Annotated in this window: 15 protein-coding genes; all 15 read left to right on the forward strand. The window is 61.2% G+C overall.

Annotated features, from left to right (window positions below; all coding sequences use genetic code 11):
- The first annotated feature begins 79 nt into the window (after positions 1-79).
- The 15 genes from IPK17_RS27250 (at position 80) to IPK17_RS27320 (ending at position 17731) form a co-directional block, all read left to right on the forward strand.
- Complete coding sequence (locus tag IPK17_RS27250) at positions 80-1261, forward strand: 4Fe-4S dicluster domain-containing protein (protein WP_343420849.1); 1182 nt, start codon at positions 80-82, stop codon at positions 1259-1261.
- Entirely contained in the window at positions 1248-1709 is a 462-nt protein-coding gene (locus IPK17_RS27255; RefSeq protein WP_343420850.1) for a cyclic nucleotide-binding domain-containing protein, read from the forward strand. Before IPK17_RS27250 ends, IPK17_RS27255 begins: the two co-directional genes overlap by 14 nt.
- Before the next feature lie 12 nt (positions 1710-1721).
- Positions 1722-2585 carry an FAD/NAD(P)-binding protein gene (locus IPK17_RS27260; RefSeq protein WP_343420851.1) on the forward strand — a complete coding sequence of 288 codons (864 nt, stop codon included), beginning with the start codon at positions 1722-1724 and terminating at the stop codon, positions 2583-2585.
- Between the two features lies 1 nt (position 2586).
- The gene (locus tag IPK17_RS27265; protein WP_343420852.1) at positions 2587-3366 is read left to right on the forward strand and encodes an NADH-quinone oxidoreductase subunit B family protein; all 780 of its coding nucleotides are present in this window, start codon (positions 2587-2589) and stop codon (positions 3364-3366) included.
- Positions 3356-4663, forward strand: coding sequence for a Ni/Fe hydrogenase subunit alpha (locus IPK17_RS27270; RefSeq protein WP_343420853.1), 1308 nt, complete (start codon positions 3356-3358; stop codon positions 4661-4663). The genes IPK17_RS27265 and IPK17_RS27270 overlap by 11 nt, the downstream gene beginning before the upstream one ends.
- 11 nt (positions 4664-4674) lie before the next feature.
- Complete coding sequence (locus IPK17_RS27275; RefSeq protein ID WP_343420854.1) at positions 4675-5079, forward strand: DUF302 domain-containing protein; 405 nt, start codon at positions 4675-4677, stop codon at positions 5077-5079.
- 5 nt (positions 5080-5084) lie between these two features.
- Positions 5085-5537, forward strand: coding sequence for a hydrogenase maturation protease (locus IPK17_RS27280; protein ID WP_343420855.1), 453 nt, complete (start codon positions 5085-5087; stop codon positions 5535-5537).
- Positions 5538-5610: 73 nt separating this feature from the next.
- Positions 5611-6621 (forward strand): potassium channel beta subunit family protein, encoded by a 1011-nt coding sequence (locus IPK17_RS27285; RefSeq protein ID WP_343420856.1) that lies wholly within the window; start codon positions 5611-5613, stop codon positions 6619-6621.
- A gap of 167 nt (positions 6622-6788) precedes the next feature.
- Positions 6789-8144, forward strand: a complete 1356-nt coding sequence (locus IPK17_RS27290; RefSeq protein ID WP_343420857.1) for an ABC transporter substrate-binding protein — start codon at positions 6789-6791, stop codon at positions 8142-8144.
- Positions 8145-8153: 9 nt separating this feature from the next.
- Entirely contained in the window at positions 8154-9095 is a 942-nt protein-coding gene (locus IPK17_RS27295) for a carbohydrate ABC transporter permease (RefSeq protein WP_343420858.1), read from the forward strand.
- Positions 9096-9098: 3 nt separating this feature from the next.
- Complete coding sequence (locus tag IPK17_RS27300) at positions 9099-10004, forward strand: carbohydrate ABC transporter permease (protein ID WP_343420859.1); 906 nt, start codon at positions 9099-9101, stop codon at positions 10002-10004.
- 41 nt (positions 10005-10045) lie between these two features.
- Complete coding sequence (locus IPK17_RS27305; RefSeq protein ID WP_343420860.1) at positions 10046-12040, forward strand: beta-galactosidase; 1995 nt, start codon at positions 10046-10048, stop codon at positions 12038-12040.
- A 145-nt stretch (positions 12041-12185) separates the two neighbouring features.
- Complete coding sequence (locus IPK17_RS27310; protein ID WP_343420861.1) at positions 12186-14018, forward strand: MBL fold metallo-hydrolase; 1833 nt, start codon at positions 12186-12188, stop codon at positions 14016-14018.
- Positions 14019-14045: 27 nt separating this feature from the next.
- A complete protein-coding gene (locus IPK17_RS27315; protein ID WP_343420862.1) occupies positions 14046-16451 on the forward strand; it encodes an alpha-mannosidase in 2406 nt (801 codons plus the stop codon).
- Complete coding sequence (locus tag IPK17_RS27320; RefSeq protein ID WP_343420863.1) at positions 16451-17731, forward strand: glycoside hydrolase family 2 protein; 1281 nt, start codon at positions 16451-16453, stop codon at positions 17729-17731. Before IPK17_RS27315 ends, IPK17_RS27320 begins: the two co-directional genes overlap by 1 nt.
- Position 17732: the final 1 nt, after the last annotated feature.

Below are 17732 nucleotides of genomic sequence, written 5' to 3' on the forward strand. Positions count from 1 at the left end.
GAGTCGGTTGAGCAGCACATCAGTTCAACCAAAGAGAACGTTTCAAACTCATACGGTGGCTGGACGAAGGGGAATAACCATGACGAAATCGTCCAAAGCGGATTTACGGTCGAAGTTTGTTTTAGATCGGCAGGACTTCCAGAGTTTGCTGGATGCCCTGAACACAGATGGCTACCGGCTCATCGGCCCAACCCCACGCGCCGGCGCGGTGGTTTACGATGAGATCAACGCAGTTGCAGACCTCCCCATCGGCTTGACCGACGAGCAGGAACGCGGCACATATCGCCTCAAAGACGGCGATCCCGGTCGCGTGTTCGGCTGTGGTCTCGGCCCCCACTCGTGGAAGAAATTCCTGTACCCCGCCGAGCTGCGGCTCTGGCAAGCTCACTTGAACAGCGGCATGGCCATCGCCGCCAATGATCACGTGCCCGAACGCCTCGCCCTGATCGGCGTACGCGCGTGCGAACTCGGCGCGCTCCGCATCCTCGACCGCGTGTTGAGCGGCGGCCAGTATCACGACACCGTCTACGAAACGCAGCGCGAGCGCCTGTTCATCGTCGCGGTGAACTGTGGGCGGGCGGGCAGCACCTGCTTCTGCGCGTCGATGGGCACCGGCCCGCGCGCTGAAACCGGCTTCGACCTTGCGCTGACCGAAGTTCTGGAGACGGAACAACACTATTTCGTCGTTGAAGTGGGCAGCGAGGCCGGTCAGCGTATTCTCGACGCAGTGCCGCTGCAGCCCGCCACGGACGCCGACGTGCAAGCCGCCGATGCGATCATCGCCGACACAGCGGCGCACATGGGACGGGCGCTCGATACGCACGGCCTCAAGGAACTGCTCGAAAACAACTTCGAACATCCGGAATGGGACGAAGTCGCGACGCGCTGCCTGACCTGCGGGAGCTGTACGCTCGTGTGTCCGACCTGCTTCTGCACCACGTTCGAAGATGTGGCGGAACTCACGGGCGCGTCGGCACAGCGCATTCGCCGCTGGGACTCGTGCTTCACGATGGACTTCTCATATATGGTCGGCGGGCATGTCCGCGCCTCGGCCAAGTCGCGTTACCGCCAGTGGCTGACGCATAAGCTGTCCGCGTGGGTCGACCAGTTCGGCACGCTCGGCTGTGTCGGCTGCGGGCGCTGCATCACGTGGTGTCCCGTCGGCATCGACCTGACCGAAGAGGCGGCGACGATTCGCGCACACAGCCAGCCCAAACCGGAAGCCAAGACGCGAAAGAAGAAAATCCATGAAAACGCTTGAACCGATTATCGCTAAACATCCATTCTTTGCCGGGCTCCAGCCCACCTATTTAGAATTGATCACGGGCTGCGCCTCCAATCAGATTATTAAGTCGGGTGAACTGCTGTTCCACGAAGGGGAACAGGCCGATCACTTCTATGTCATTCGCGAGGGCACACTCAAGCTGATGGTGCAGATGCCCGCGGCGGGCGAAGTCACCCTGCAAACCATCCATTCCGGCGAAATCGTCGGCTGGTCGTGGCTGTTCCCGCCGTATCGCTGGCACTTTTCCGGGCGCGCGGCGACCGAACTGCGTGTACTCGCCTTTGACGCCGCGTGTCTGCGCCAGAAATGCGAAACCGACACGGGCTTCGGTTATGAATTCCTAAAACGTTTCTCGCACATCATGATGGAACGCCTGCAGGCGACGCGCATTCAGCTCATCGACCTGTATCAGGTGAGCCAATGAGGGGGCAGTCGTATGACAACACTGGACTTCGCAGCCGTCCCGGTCAACGTCGCTGACCCGATGATCCCCCGCGTGTATCGCGTACTGCGGACACGCTGGAATACGGGCGACACGTTTTCGCTGGAGCTGGTACCGCAGGAAGGCGGCGACATTCCCGCCTTTGAGCCGGGACAATTCAATATGGTGTACATCTACGGCGTGGGCGAAATTCCGATTTCGATCAGCGGTGACCCTGCCCGCCGCGATGTACTCATCCACACTACCCGCGCGGTCGGCACGGTAACCCATGCCATGAGCAAGCTCAACGTCGATGATACGCTCGGCGTGCGCGGCCCGTTCGGGTCGGCGTGGCCGGTCGAACTGGGGCGCGGCAAAGACATCGTGATCGTCGCGGGCGGCATCGGCCTCGCGCCGCTGCGCCCCGCCATGTATCGCATCCTCGCGCGGCGCGAACAGTATGGGCGGGTCGTGCTGCTCTACGGCGCGCGCACCCCCGCCGATGTCCTGTACCGTAAAGAACTGGAACAGTGGCGCGCGCACTTTGATCTGGACGTGTACGTAACCGTCGACCGCGCAACGGGCAACTGGCGCGGGAGCGTCGGCCTCGTCACCCAGTTGATCGGACGGGCGCCCTTCGACCCGCTCAATTCGCAGGCGCTGGTGTGTGGGCCGGAACTGATGATGCGCTTCACCACGCAGGAACTCATGCGGCGCGGCATCAGCGGCAGCAACATCTATGTCTCGCTGGAACGCAATATGAAGTGCGGCATCGGCCTGTGCGGTCACTGCCAACTCGGATCAGTCTTCGTGTGCAAAGATGGCCCGGTCTTCCAGCACAGCCAGGTCGAGCATCTGCTCACCAGATGGGAGCTGTAACATGGAGCGCAAAAGCAAACCCAAAATCGCCGTCTGGAAATTCGCCTCGTGTGATGGCTGCCAGTTGAGCCTGCTCGACTGCGAAGATGAACTGCTCACCGTCGCCGATGCCGTCGAAATCGCCTACTTCCCGGAAGCGACGAGCACGCAGGTCAAAGGGCCGTATGATGTGTCGCTGGTCGAAGGCTCGATCACGACGCAGCACGACGCCGAACGCATTCACCGCGTCCGCCGCGCCTCCAAAGTACTGATCACGATCGGCGCGTGCGCGACGGCGGGCGGCATTCAGGCGCTGCGCAACTTCAAAGACACCAAAGCGCTCACAGCGCTGGTGTATGCGAACCCGAAATACATCGAAACGCTGAGCAAATCGACGCCGATTGCCGATCACGTCTTCGTCGATTTTGAGCTGCGCGGCTGCCCCATCAGCAAAACGCAGCTGTTGGAGGTGATCGGCGCGTACCTTGACGGCCGCAAACCGATCACCCCGCGCTACAGCGTGTGCGTAGAATGCAAGCGGCGCGGTACGCCCTGCGTGATGGTGACGCAGGGGACGCCCTGCCTCGGGCCGGTGACGCAGGCGGGCTGCAACGCGCTGTGCCCAGCGTATCAACGCGGCTGCTTCGGCTGCTTTGGCCCGGCGGAAGCGCCGAATACGCGGTCGCTGGCGGAGCAGTGGAAAGCGCTCGGCCAATCACCGCAAGACCTCGTGCGCGCGTTCCGCACCTTCAACGCGTATGCGGATGCCTTCCGCAAGGAGAGTGATGTTCATGAAAGCTAACGTCGCTGCCCCAACCCGCACCCTCAAAGTCAACCTGCTGGCGCGCGTGGAAGGCGAAGGCGCGCTGTACGTCAAGGTGAAGGGCGATCAAGTCGCGGACATCAAGTTCAATATCTTCGAGCCGCCGCGCCTGTTTGAAGGCTTTTTGCGCGGGCGCGCCTACAGCGAAGCGCCCGACATCACCGCGCGCATTTGCGGCATCTGCCCGGTCGCTTACCAGATGAGCTCGGTGCACGCGATGGAACGCGCGCTCAATGTCAAAGTTGACGGTCAGCTCCGCGCGCTGCGCCGCCTACTCTACTGCGGCGAATGGATCGAAAGCCATGTGCTGCACGTCTACATGCTGCACGCGCCCGACTTCCTCGGTTACCCGGACGCGCTCACGCTGGCAAAAGATCACCCGGACGCGGTCAAACGCGGGCTGAAGCTTAAGAAGATCGGCAATGAGATCGTGCGCGTGCTCGGCGGGCGGGAAATCCACCCGATCAATGTGCGCGTGGGCGGCTTCTATCATGTGCCGAGCAAACGCGACTTCCAGCCGCTGCTGGAACAGCTCAAATGGGCGCGCGATGCGGCGCTGGAGACCGCGGAATGGGTCGGCACGCTGCCGTTCCCCGACTTCACCTACGACTACGAGTTTGTCGCGCTGCATCATCCCGACGAATACCCGCTCTGCGAAGGGCGGCTCGTCTCGAACAAGGGGCTGAATATCGACATTGAGGACTACGAGAAGTACTTTATCGAAGAACACGTCGCGCACTCCAACGCGCTGCATTCGGTGCTCAAGGGCCGCGGGCAGTATCACGTCGGCCCATTGGCGCGCTACAACCTCAACTACGATCAGCTCACGCCTTTAGCAAAACAGGCAGCACAGGCGGGCGGACTCGGGCGGATCTGCACGAATCCCTTCCAGACGATCATCGTGCGCGCCGTCGAGACGGTCTACGCGTGCGACCATGCCATCGAGCTGATTGAGCAGTACGAGCCGCCGCCGCGTCCCGCCGTTGAGGTCACACCGGGCGCGGGGATTGGCTGGGGCTGCACGGAAGCGCCGCGCGGCTTCCTGTATCACCGCTACCGCCTCGACTACAGCGGCGCGATTCTCGACGCGCGCATTGTCCCACCGACCGCGCAGAACCAGAAAGTCATCGAAGACGATCTGCGCCGCTATGTCTCCGACCATCTCGACACGCCCGACGAGGAACTCACGCTGCAATGTGAACAGGTGATCCGCAACTATGACCCGTGCATCTCGTGTGCCACCCATTTCCTGAACTTAACGATTGAACGAACCTAGAGGAGGGCGTCATGTCTCACACTCCCGTGGCAATTGGCTTACAGCGCACGCTCAACACATCGTTCGAGACTGCTTACCGGCAGGCGCAGCTCGCTTTAAACGCCGCCGGGTTCAAAATCGTCGCCGACGTGGATCTCGATCCGCTGCTGGCGAAAGAGACCGCCTACAGCCTCGCCCACCGTGTGCTGGTGGTGATCAAACCGGAGATCGCGCAGCGGGCCATGGCGGTCGCGCCGCAGGTAAGCGTCGCGCTGCTGTGTCAGGTTGCCATCTCGCAGCCGACCGAAGAACTGGTCGAAGTGCAGGCGACCGATCCGCTCATCGCGTGGGGCGACATGCACGCCGCCTTCCTCAGACCGATTGCGGAGGAACTGCGCGATCAGCTGCGCCACGTCATTGAAGCGGTGACAGGCTAACCAACATGAACGACTGCCTCATCATTGGCGTGGGTAATCCACAGCGTGGCGATGATGGCGTGGGTCTGGCGGCGGCGCGGCTGGTACGCGCCGCCTTACCCGATGCCGATGTGCGCGAAAGCTCCGGCGATCCCGCCGACCTGATCGAGCTGTGGACGACGACGCGCGTGCCCACCGTCTATGTGATCGACGCGATGGTGAGCGGCGGCGCGCCCGGCTCAGTAACGCGCTTTGACGCGCACCGCCACCCGATGCCGGTCGCCATGAACGGCACGTCGACGCACAAGTTCGGCGTCGCGGCGGCGGTTGAACTCGCCCGCGTGCTCGACTGTCTGCCGAATCAGTTGTTCGTGTACGGCATCGAAGGCGGCCAGTTTGACCATGCAGAGCGCTTGTCGCCCGAGGTGGAAGCGGCAGCGCGGGAGGTTGCACAGCTCATTTGTGCCGATCCACGATGAGTCCAATTCCTTGCGCGGTTGGGTTTGACTCGGGAAAATACGTCCGACAAATCGACTTCGAAAGGGATTTATCGTGGAATTCAGACGCTTAGGCAAATCCGGTTTGCAGGTGAGTGTATTGTCGTTCGGCGCGTGGGTGACGTTCGGCACGCAGTTGAACGTCGACGCGGCGCTGGAACTCATGGCCGCCGCCTATGATCATGGCTGCAACTTCTTCGACAACGCAGAAGTGTACGCCAAAGGTCAGGCGGAAACGATTATGGGTGAGGCGCTCAAGAAGGCGGGCTGGCGGCGCGATAGCTACATCGTCTCCAGCAAAGTCTTCGGCGGCGCGGTCCAGAACCCCTCGCCGATTCAGCGCGGCTTGTCGCGCAAACACATCTATGAAGCGGCCTATCAGGCCATCGACCGCCTGCAGTGCGACTATCTTGACCTGTATTTCTGCCATCGCCCGGACCGCAACACCCCCATCGAAGAGACCGTGCGCGCCATGACCGAACTCATCTGGCGCGGCGATGTGCTCTACTGGGGTACGAGCGAATGGTCGGCGCAGGAAATCATGGAAGCGTACGCGGTCGCCCGCCAGTACGACCTCATCCCGCCGACGATGGAACAACCGCAGTACAACATGCTCACGCGCTACCGCGTGGAAGTCGAATACAAGCGCCTGTACAACACGGACACGGTCGGCCTCGGCACGACGATCTGGTCGCCGCTGGCGAGCGGTCTGCTCACGGGCAAGTACAATGACGGCATTCCGGCGGACAGCCGCGTCAACCTGCCTGGTTACGAATGGCTCAAGGCCATGCTGGAAGGCCCGTGGGGGCAAAACAGCCTGCCGAAGATCCCCGGACTCGCGAAGATCGCGGGCGACCTCGGCACGACGCTGCCCAAGCTGGCGCTGGCGTGGTGCGTCAAGAACCCGCACGTCAGCACGGTGATCACGGGCGCGTCGCGCTTGGAACAGGTTACCGAGAACTTTGCCGCGCTGGATGTCGTGCCGCTGCTGACCGACGATGTCATGGCGGAAATCGACAAGGTGCTCGGCAACAAAGAAACGCGTCTGTACGGTTCGAGCGAATAGTCCAATTCGCCGAACGTAATTGCAATGGGACGTCCGCTGCGACGTCCCATTTTGATTCCGCGTAAGTCCACCGATTTGACAAGTTATTTCATTCGTTATAAATTTTAGGGGAAGTACCTTTCCAACTTACAGATTGGCTCTATCAGAAAAGCATCAAGGAGATGGTCATGTTGCGTTTGTTCAGACAGACTTCGCCGCGCTTTTCATCGATGCTGATAGTATTGGCCGCCGTGTTCCTGCTCGTCGTGCCGTTGGCCGCGCAGGAAGACATCAGTGGTTCGCTCGACATCATGGGCTTCGGCCTGGGTGACGAGATTGCCACCGTGCGGGTCGATCAGGTCAGAGCCGCTTACCCGAATCTCGAACTGAATTTCACCGAAGGCGCGCTGGATGAGCAGCAGTTTCTCACGTCTGTTGCCAGCGGTGACCCGCCGGATCTCGTCTACCTGGGGCGTGATGTGCTCAGCACCTACGCCGTGCGCGGCGCGCTCATGCCGCTGACTGAATGCATCGACACGCGGGGGATTGACATGAGCCAGTACCGCCAGACGGCGGTCGATCAGGTCACGGTGAACGGCGAGGTCTACGGCATTACCGAGTTTTACAACAGCATCATGCTGTTCATCAACAATGCCGCGCTGGCTGAAGCAGGCCTGAGCCCGGAAGACGTTGACACGAGCGATTGGGAGAGCATCCGCGCGCTGAACGACGCCCTGACCCGCGTCGAAGATGGCAATGTCACACGCATCGGCTTTGACCCCAAACTGCCGGAATTCCTGCCGCTGTGGGCGATGGCCAACGGCGCTTCCCTGCTGTCAGACGATGGCCGCACCGCGCAGTTGAACGATCCACGCGTGGTTGAAGCGCTCGAATTCGCCACCAGCCTGCACGATGCGGCGGGTGGTCGCCAGCCGTTCATCGCCTTCCGCGACACGTGGGATTTCTTCGGCTCGGAAAACCAAATGGTCGCCGATCAGCTCGGTGTGTTCCCGATGGAACAGTGGTACATGAACGTGCTGGCGGGCTCATCACCGGACGTGGATATCACGTTCGCGCCGTTCCTCGACCGCGAAGGCAACCCGATCAACTTTGTGACGGGCAGCGCGTGGGCCATTCCGGTCGGCTCGTCCAATCCGGAGGCAGCGTGCGCCTTCATGCAGGCGATCACCGCGCCCGAAGCGTGGGTGGCGGCAGCTCAGGAACGCGCGGATCTGCGTACGGAATCCGGTGCGATCAACACGGGTGTGTACACGGGCAACAGCGTCGCCGATGAACAGATTTTCGGCGAGGTCGTGCAGCCCATCGACGTGCCCGCGTTCGCTGGCGGCGTGGATACGATCCTTGATGTGCAGGAAAACGGGTTCGCCGTCGCGGCCAACCCGGCTGGATCGGAATTCCGGCAGGCATGGGTTGACGCTGTGAATCGCGTGCTCAACGGCGAACAGACCGCTCAGGAAGCGCTGGATCAGGCGCAAGCCGAAGCCCAGGCCGCCCTGGACGAAGCGTGGGCGGCGAGCGAATAACCCCCACGCATGACTGATCAAGCTGTCGTGACCCGTCTCTCCCGTCGTGAGCGGCGGGTCACGCCTCAACAACGCGAACTATTCGCCGGGCTGGCGTTCATCTCTCCGTGGATCGTCGGTTTCCTCATTTTCACTGCCGGCCCAATGGCCGTCAGTCTCGGCCTATCGTTCACTGACTACGACGTGTTAAGCCCGCCAGAATTTGTTGGCTTTGAAAATTATCAGCGTTTGCTAAGCGATCCTCGCTTGGGGCTCAGCCTGGCCAATTCGTTCATTTATGCGCTGTTCCATGTGCCGCTGGCGATCCTCGTCGCCATGGGCTTGGCACTGCTGCTGAATCGGGTCGGCAAAGCGGCGGGCTTCTTTCGCACCGCCTACTACCTCCCGTCCATCACGCCCGCCGTCGCCGTGGCAACGCTGTGGCTGTGGTTGCTCAATCCGCGGATCGGCTTAGTCAATCAGGGTTTGGCGCTGCTCGGGATTCAAGGCCCGGGCTGGACAACCGATCCCGCGTGGATTAAGCCGGGGATTGTGCTGATGAGCCTGTGGAATGTCGGCGGCACGGTGATTCTCTACCTCGCCGCGCTGCGCAATGTCCCGCCCGAGCTGTACGAAGCCGCCCGCATCGACGGCGCGAATGGCTGGCAGCAGTTCATCCGCATCACCATACCGCTCATCAGCGGGACGATCTTCTTCACGCTGATCGTCAATACCATCGGCTCATTGCAGTTGTTCACCGAAGTGTATACGATGTTTTTCGGCAATATGAGCTCAGGCGCGGCGTCCTCTGCCGGACTGTTCTATAATGTCTACTTGTTCCGGCAGGCTTTCGAGTTCTTGCGTATGGGGTACGCCTCGGCGATGGCATGGCTGTTGTTCGTCATCATCCTCATCCTGACCTTCATCCAACTGCGCGTAAGTCGACGGTGGGTGTACTATGAAGGGTCATAGTCTATGACGGTGATCGAAGCGGACCGCACTACCATCCGCCCGCCCGATGTGCATGACAGCCCGCCCCAATCGTTTCGCACCCGTTGGACGGTGGCGCGAGTCATCTACTTCGCCCTGTTGATCTTCTTTACGGTGTTGTTTCTCACGCCGTTCGCCTGGCTGCTGAGCGCTTCCCTCAAGACCCGGTCTGAAGTCTTCAACAGCGAATGGATTCCCGACCCGGTCGCGTGGACAAATTACGTGTACGTGTGGCAAGCCGCGCCGCTGCTCACCTGGCTTAAGAACAGCCTGGTCGTCGGCGTGCTGGCGGCGCTCGCCGTGACCGTGAGCTGCTCGCTGATCGCCTTTGGGTTTTCGTATTTTCGCTTTCGCGGGCGCGACACCTTGTTCGGGTTCGTGCTGGCGACGATGATGCTCCCCGGCGTCGTCACGATGATTCCGGTCTACCTGATCTGGAAGAATCTCGGGCTGACCAATACGCATCTTCCGCTGTGGGCAGGCAACCTATTCGGCTCGGCCTTCTATATCTTTATGATCCGCCAGTTCTACCTGTCGCTGCCCCGTGAGCTATTTGAGGCTGCCCGCGTGGATGGCGCGTCATATTTTCAGATCTGGCGGCACATCGCCATGCCGCTCACGCGCACGGCCTTAATCGTCGTGTTCATCTTCGAATTCAAAGCGAGCTGGACCGACCTCGTCAAGCCGCTCATTTACCTGAACAAGACGGATTTATACACGCTGCCGCTCGGATTGAAGGCGATTCTTGATCAGTTCGGGCAAGGCGGCGAAATGCAGTGGGAAGTCGTGCTGGCCGCCAGCGTGATCGTCACCTTGCCGATGATCATTATCTTCTTTTTGGGGCAGCGCTATTTCATGGATGGAATCGCGACCACCGGTTTGAAAGGCTGACTACTCTGATCCCCGTTACGATTGCCGAGCGCAAACTCCGGGTGGGCGACCAGCCCATCCCCCTGTTAAGCGGTGAAATGCACTACTGGCGGCTTGACCCGCGCAACTGGCGTCCCATTCTGGGGCGCATCAAAGAGCTGGGTATCAAGATCGTCGCGACCTATGTGTGCTGGGATTTTCACGAGCTCGCGCCCGGCCAGTATGACTTTCAGGGCAAGACGGATGCGCGACGCAACCTGCTCGGCTTTCTCGACATGCTGGCGGAGGAAGATTTGTGGGTCATCCTCCGTCCCGGCCCCTACATTTACGCCGAGTGGAAGAACAATGGCGTTCCCGACCACGCGGCCAAGTATCACCGTCTCGACCCCGCTTTTCGCAGCGCCGCCGAGACTTACATGGCCGCCGTCACCGAGGCGACGCGTCCCTATCTGGCGACGCGCGGCGGGCGGGTCATCCTGTGGCAAGCCGACAACGAGATCGACCCGTGGCCGCACCTCTACACCGAACCGCTCGGTTTGGGGCGCACGGCGGGCTGCTTTCAGGAGTATCTGCGCGAACGCTACGGTGAAATCAGCGTGTTAAATACGGCGTGGCGCACGCTTTACCGCTCGTTTGACGATGCGCGCGCCGTCACCGAGTTGTTCCCGAGCGATCACGCGCTCATGAGCCGCTATCAGGATTACCGGAATTTTCTGCACTGGTATGTGAACAAGGTCGGCCAGTGGGCAGTTGATAAATATCGCGCGCTTGGCGTGGATGTGCCCATGCTGCTCAACACCTACAGCGGCGTCGGCACGCAGCGCTGGGCGGAACTCGAAAAGATCGGCGATCTCGCCGGGCCAGATATTTATCCGTCACGCGAATTTCTGAACCGCGGTGGCGCGAAGGAACACGCGCACATCCTCGAAGCGCTGCGCTACGCCAGCAGCTATTCCAAGCTGCCCTACATCCCCGAATATCAATCGGGCATCTGGCATGACTGGCTGGAAGACGTGGGCACGCTCACGCCAAATCACTACCGCCTGATCTGCCTGTCCGCGCTGCAAGCGGGGGCGGCGGGTTGGAACTGGTACATGCTCGTGAATCGTGACAACTGGTACCAGAGCCCGATCAACGAATGGGGACGCACACGGCCGCCGTTGTTTCGCGCTTTCCAGCAGATCACGGCGCTGTATCAGGAAGTCGACCCGACGACGCTGACGCGGCTGACGAACACCGCCGTCACCTTTGACCCGCTCCAGCGCAGCACCGAGCGTCCCGGTCAGGATTTGCTCACCAGTCTGTACCAAGCCGACATCGATTACGATTTCTTCGACCTGTCGCAGACCCCCTCCAAGAAACCGCTGCTGCTATATGCGGGTGGTTCATGGCTCTCTCGTACGGGGCAAAAACGTCTGGTGGAGTATGTTGAACATGGCGGGCATCTGGTGTGCATTGGGACGCACCCCACGACCGATGAGCACTTCCGCCGCTTGAACCTGCTGAACATCCCCAACCCCGCCGGCATCGTAAGCGGCGTGGGCAAGCTGAACCTCGCGCTGTGGGATGGCACGGTCGAAAGCGCGTGGCTTCAGCATTACGAAGAAGTCCCCGGCGAGCCGATCAGCATCACGCGGTTGAGCGTACGCATTCCTCCATCCGAAGAACTGCTGCTGCAGTTCGACTTAGCCACCGGACAGCAGTACACCATCGGCTATACCGTGCGCCGTCTGCGCGGGCGCATCACGGTGATCGGCTTGCAGCCCACGCCCGAACTGCTCGTGCTTCTGCATCGCCAGTTTGGCGTCGGCATTCCCAGCCGCTCGACCACGCCCGACGTGACGACCGCCCTCTTTCATCGCGACGGCGACTATTATCTGATCGCGTCCAACGTCGGCGACGAAGGCAAGACCGCCACGATTCAGCTGCCTGCGCCGCAGAGCGGTCACTGGCGCGATCTGGTGAGCGGTACTGTCGTCGCCGCCTCCGGGCAGATCAGCGTCCCGGTCGCCCGTAAAGACAGTACAATGCTGCGGTTGTCCGGGGGGCAAAAATAAACATCTTCTTTACGCAACATATGCATACCGATGTGGTATATTAAGAATAACGAATTATTACGGCTGGAAACTAACCTCCCTTCCGCACCCATCTCCGCAGCATTTGCGTTAATTTCCAACTGCAACATGACTGCTGGGGGGCGTCATGCGGCAACTGTTGCGCAACCTGTTCGTCTACCACGACACGTGCAATGTCTATGTGCTGCGCTCCGGCAGCGACGCCATCCTCATCGATTTTGGGGACGGAGCAGTGCTCGATCAGCTCGCCGCCATCGGCATCGAGCGCGTCACCCATATCCTCATGACGCACCATCACCGCGATCAAGCTCAAGGCTTACCCCGCGCCGTCGCGGCGGGCATCCCGATTCTCGTCCCCGAAGCCGAACGCGACCTGTTCGCGGAGGTTGATGCCCACTGGCAAGCTCGCGCCGTCACGAACAATTACAATCTGCGGCAGGATCGCTTTTCGCTGCTGGAGTCCGTCCCCGTCACCGCGACGCTGCTTGACTACGCGACCTATCATTTTGGCGATTACGCGCTGACCGTAATCCCGACGCCCAGCCACACCGTCGGCTCGATCACGCTGCTCGTCGAGCACGACGGCGAACGCCTCGCCTTCACGGGCGATTTGATCTGCGCGCCGGGCAAGGTATGGAGCATGGCCGCGACGCAGTGGGGCTACAATTCTGCTGACGGTGTGCCCGCAGGTATCGCTTCGCTGCTCGATCTTAAAGAGCGCCAGCCAAGTCTGCTGCTGCCCGCCCACGGTGACCCGATGGAAGATCCCGACACAGCCATTGATCTGCTCGTGGCGCGTTTCTGGCAGCTGCTGGAGCTGCGCGGCGAACATGTGCGCCTCTTTGAACTGCGCGCCGAACCCTACCGTCATGTCACGCCGCACGTACTCAAGTCGCGCGTGTGCCTCGCCAACAGCTACGTCGTGCTGTCGGCGAGCGGAAAAGCCCTCATGATCGACTTCGGCTACGACTTCGAAACCGGCCTCGCCGCCGGATCGGATCGTGCCGCGCGCCGCCCATGGCTATACACGATCAACACGCTCAAGCGCCAGTTCAACATTAGCCACATTGATGCTGTGATCCCGACGCACTACCACGACGATCATGTCGCCGGATGCAACCTACTGCGTCGGGTCGAAGGCACCGAAGTGTGGGCGGCGGCTAATTTCGCTGACATCCTTGAGCATCCCGCCGACTACGATCTGCCGTGTCTGTGGTACGACCCGATCCGCATGGATCGCGTGCTGCCGCTCGACACCGCCTTCGAGTGGGAAGAATACACGTTCCGGCTGTATGCCCTGCCCGGACATACCAAGTACGCGGTCGCCATATGCTTTGAGGCCGATGGGCATGTCGTGCTGGCAACAGGTGACCAGTATCAGAGCGCGCTCGGCACACAGTTGAATTATGTGTACGGCGGCGGCTTCGAAGCGGCTGACTATGTGAAAAGCGCCGACCTGTATACGCGCCTGTGCCCTGCCGTGATTCTGACCGGACACTGGAATCCGCAGTGGACGACGCCCGAGTATTTCGAGCAGATCCGCGCCATTGGTGCCGAACTTGAACGCCTCCATCGCGATCTACTGCCCAACCACCTTGATCTCGGCACGGGCGGCTTCCTCGCACACCTCGCGCCTTACCAGACCACTGCCCGGCGCGGCGACTCCATCGATATTCGCGCGGAAGTTCGCAGCCCGCATCCCTTCCCGGTCGAGGCAGCGCTGCACTTGGTCGTGCCGCCGGGCTGGCAGGTGGCAGGGGCAACGTTCCGCGGCGCGGCGCTCACGTTTGATGCCCAGCAGCGGGTCACTGTGTGTTTGGAAGGCACGGAAAGTTATTCGGTGGTATTCCGCGTCACACCAACTGACACACCCGTCCGGCGCGCGCGCGTGGCGCTGGATCTCACAGTGCATGGTCAGGCGTTTGGCCAGCAGGCCGAGGCGCTGGTCACCCTTATCTGACAAATCTGAGTTTTTCCGAGAGCATTCATGAAGTCCAATACGTTGCATATGATCGGCCATGCCCACATCGACCCGGTGTGGCTGTGGCAGTGGCACGAAGGTTTCCATGAGGTCAAGGCGACGTTTCGTTCGGCGCTGGATCGCATGAACGAATACGAGGAATTTGTCTTCGTCGCCAGTTCCGCGGCTCACTATGAGTGGGTCGAAAAGTCCGACCCGGCCATGTTCGCCGAGATTCAGCGGCGCGTCGCCGAAGGCCGCTGGCAGGTGGTTGGCGGCTGGTGGGTAGAACCCGACTGCAACATCCCGAGCGGCGAATCGTTTGTGCGGCAGGGACTGTACGGCCAGCGCTACTTTCAGGCGAAGTTCGGCGTGATGGCGCGCGTCGGCTTCAACGTCGACAGCTTCGGTCACACGGCCAGCCTGCCGCAGATTCTGCTGAAGAGCGGTTTGCCCTACTACGTGTTCATGCGCCCACAGCCCCACGAGAAGACACTGCCCGCGCGCATTTTCTGGTGGGAGTCCGATGACACTTCGCGCGTGCTGGCCTTCCGTATCCCCTTCGAATACCTGTCTTGGGGCAAGGAACTCGACGAGCACGCCAAACGCTGCGCCGACGAAATGAGCGCGCCGATCGACCAGATGATGTGCTTCTACGGCGTGGGCAACCACGGCGGCGGGCCGACCAAAGCCAATCTCGACAGCATCCGTCACCTGCAAACCGCGCCGGACTACCCGCAGATCGTGTGCAGTTCGCCCGAACAGTTTTTCGCCGCCGTCGAGGCCAAGAACTGGACGCTCCCCATCATTCACTCCGACTTGCAGCGCCACGCGACCGGCTGCTATGCCGCGCATTCGACCATCAAGCGCCTCAACCGCCGCTCAGAAAACGCGCTGCTGGCCGCGGAAAAGTGGTCGTCGGTGGCCGCGACGGTCGCTGACCAGCCCTACCCGGACGATTTCGACCGCGCGTGGAAATCCGTGCTCTTCAACCAGTTTCATGACATCATGGGCGGGACGAGCCTCGAAGCCGCCTACGACGACGCGCAGAACGCTTTCGGCGAAGCCCTGTCGATTGCCGACCGCAACCTCAACTACGCGGTGCAAGCGCTGGCATGGAACATCCGCATTGAGGAGCAAGCTGGCGTCCACCCCATGGTCGTGTTCAACCCACACGCCTGGCCGGTGCGCGCCAACATCGAACTGGAGACGAACCGCATCCCCGATACTGCGGTGCTGCTGGATGACGCCGGGAACGTTGTGCCCCATCAGGCGGTGCGCTCGGCCACGCTAACCCATCGCCGCCGCTTAAGTTTCACCGCCGATTTGCCCGCGCTCGGCTACCGCACCTACCGCCTACTGCCCACGGGCGGAATCGCCCCCGTCGTCACCACACAGGCGAGCGATACCGTGCTGGAAAACGAGTACCTGCGTCTGGAGCTTGATCCGATGAGCGGCAGTATCGCCAGCCTCTACGATATACAGCAGCGACGGCAGGTCTTCGCCGGGGCCGCGGCGCAGGCCGTCGTCATCAACGACCCGTCGGACACGTGGGGGCATAATGTCATTCGCTTTGACGAACGCCTCGGCACCTTTCAGGATGCCCACGTCAAACTGATTGAGCACGGGGCGGTCAAGTCGGTGATCCGCGTGACCAGCCGCTACGGAGGATCGACGCTCACGCAGGACTTCATCCTCTATCCCGGTCAGCGGCAGGTCGATGTGAACGCAGTCGTCGACTGGCACGAACAGTCCAAGCTGCTCAAGCTGCGCTTCCCGGTTAACCTGAACTCCGCGCGCGTCACGCATGAAATCCCCTACGGCCACTTCGAACAGGTGGCTAACGGCGATGAAGTGCCGTTTCAGAGCTGGGTTGATGTGACCGCGCCCGATGACACCTGCGGCTTCAGCCTACTCAACGACAGCAAATACAGCCTCGACATCGACGGCGCGGATATCGGCCTGACGATTCTGCGCAGTCCCGCTTACGCGCATCACATCCCGGCGGCACTCGACCCGGACGGGCTGTACAGCTTCATCGATCAGGGTGTGCAGCGCTTCAGCTACACGCTGCTGCCGCACACGGGCAGTTGGGCAGCAGCGGGCACAATCAAACGTGCCGCCGAACTCAACCAGCGGCCGTTTGCGCTGTTCGGCACGTTTCACCCGCACGGCAAGCTCCCGCAGTCCGCCTCCTTCATCGAAGTGGACCAGCCCAACATCGTGGTCAGCGCCATCAAACAGGCGGATGACAGCCGCGACATCATCGTGCGCGCCTATGAAACGGACAAGCAGGCCACCCGCGCGCGCATTTGCCTGCCCGCATGGAATCGCGTCATCGAAGCCGATTTTGAGCCGTGCGCGATCAAGACGTTCCGCTTGCCCGCCGACCCGAGTCTGCCCGTGGTCGAAACCAATCTACTGGAGCTTTGATGGCGCGCACGCTGGCACTTAATGGGTCGGACTGGCAGTTCAAAGCGTTTGAAGGCGAAGACTGGCGCTGGCGGGACGCGCACAAACCACAGACTACAGACATCCGTCACTGGCACACCGGCAGCGTGCCCGGCAGCGTGCACCATGATTTGTGGCAGGTCGGCGCGGTGCCGAACCCGTACTTTGAACGCAACAGCTTGCTCTTGGAATGGATTCCGGCACGCACATGGCTCTACAAAAAGACATTCCGCGTCGGCGACGAGCTGCGCGGCCAACGAATGCGGCTGTGTTTCATGGGGGTAGACTACGAAGCGCAGTTCTTCCTGAATGGGGAACTGCTCGGCACACATGTCGGCATGTTCACGCCCGCCCAATTTGACGTGAGCGACCGTCTGCTCTATGGGCAGGATAACCTGATCGCCGTCGTGATCGAGCCTGCGCCCCACGAACAGCCACAGGTGGGGCGCACGAGTCTAGTACGGACACACAAGAGCCGCATGACCTACTGGTGGGACTTCTGCCCGCGCATGATCCATGTGGGCATCTGGGATGACGTGTGGCTGGAAGCGACCGGAGATGCGCGGATTGATTCGGTGTTCGTCCGTCCCCAACTCAACGCTGACTTCACCCACGCCGATGTCGTCATCTCGCTGGAGCTGGACGCACTCGCGGCGCGGGCGGCGCGCGTCGAGACGACGTTGCGCTATCAGGGGAAAGTTGTTGCCAGCGGTCACGCCGACCTTGCACTTGCTGAAGGGCACACCCCATTCACGCAATTCCTCCCTATCGATCAGCCGCGCCTGTGGTGGCCGAACGGGCACGGCGATCAGCCGCTCTACGAGGCCGAGATCACGCTGTCCGAACCCGACTCAGCCATGCTCGATCAGCGGACCGTACGCTTTGGCGTGCGCCGCGTCGAATTGGTACGCAACAACACCCCCGATACCAGCGCCCGCCCGTACACCTTTCAGGTCAATGGGGTGAAGCTGTTCGCCAAAGGCTGGAACTGGGTGCCGATCGACGCGCTGTACGGCGTCCCCCGCCCCGATAAGCTCGAACATTTGCTGACGCTGGCAGGACGCGCCCACGTCAACCTGCTGCGCGTGTGGGGCGGCGGCTTGATTGAGAAAGAAGCGTTCTATAATCGCTGCGATGAACTCGGGATTATGGTGTGGCAGGAATTCATTCAGTCCAGCTCGGGCATCGAAAATACGCCTTCGGCCGCGCCTGAGTTCATCGAGTTGATGGTGCAGCGAGGCCGAGCAAATCATCCCGCATAAG

Source organism: Candidatus Flexifilum breve (assembly GCF_016713355.1).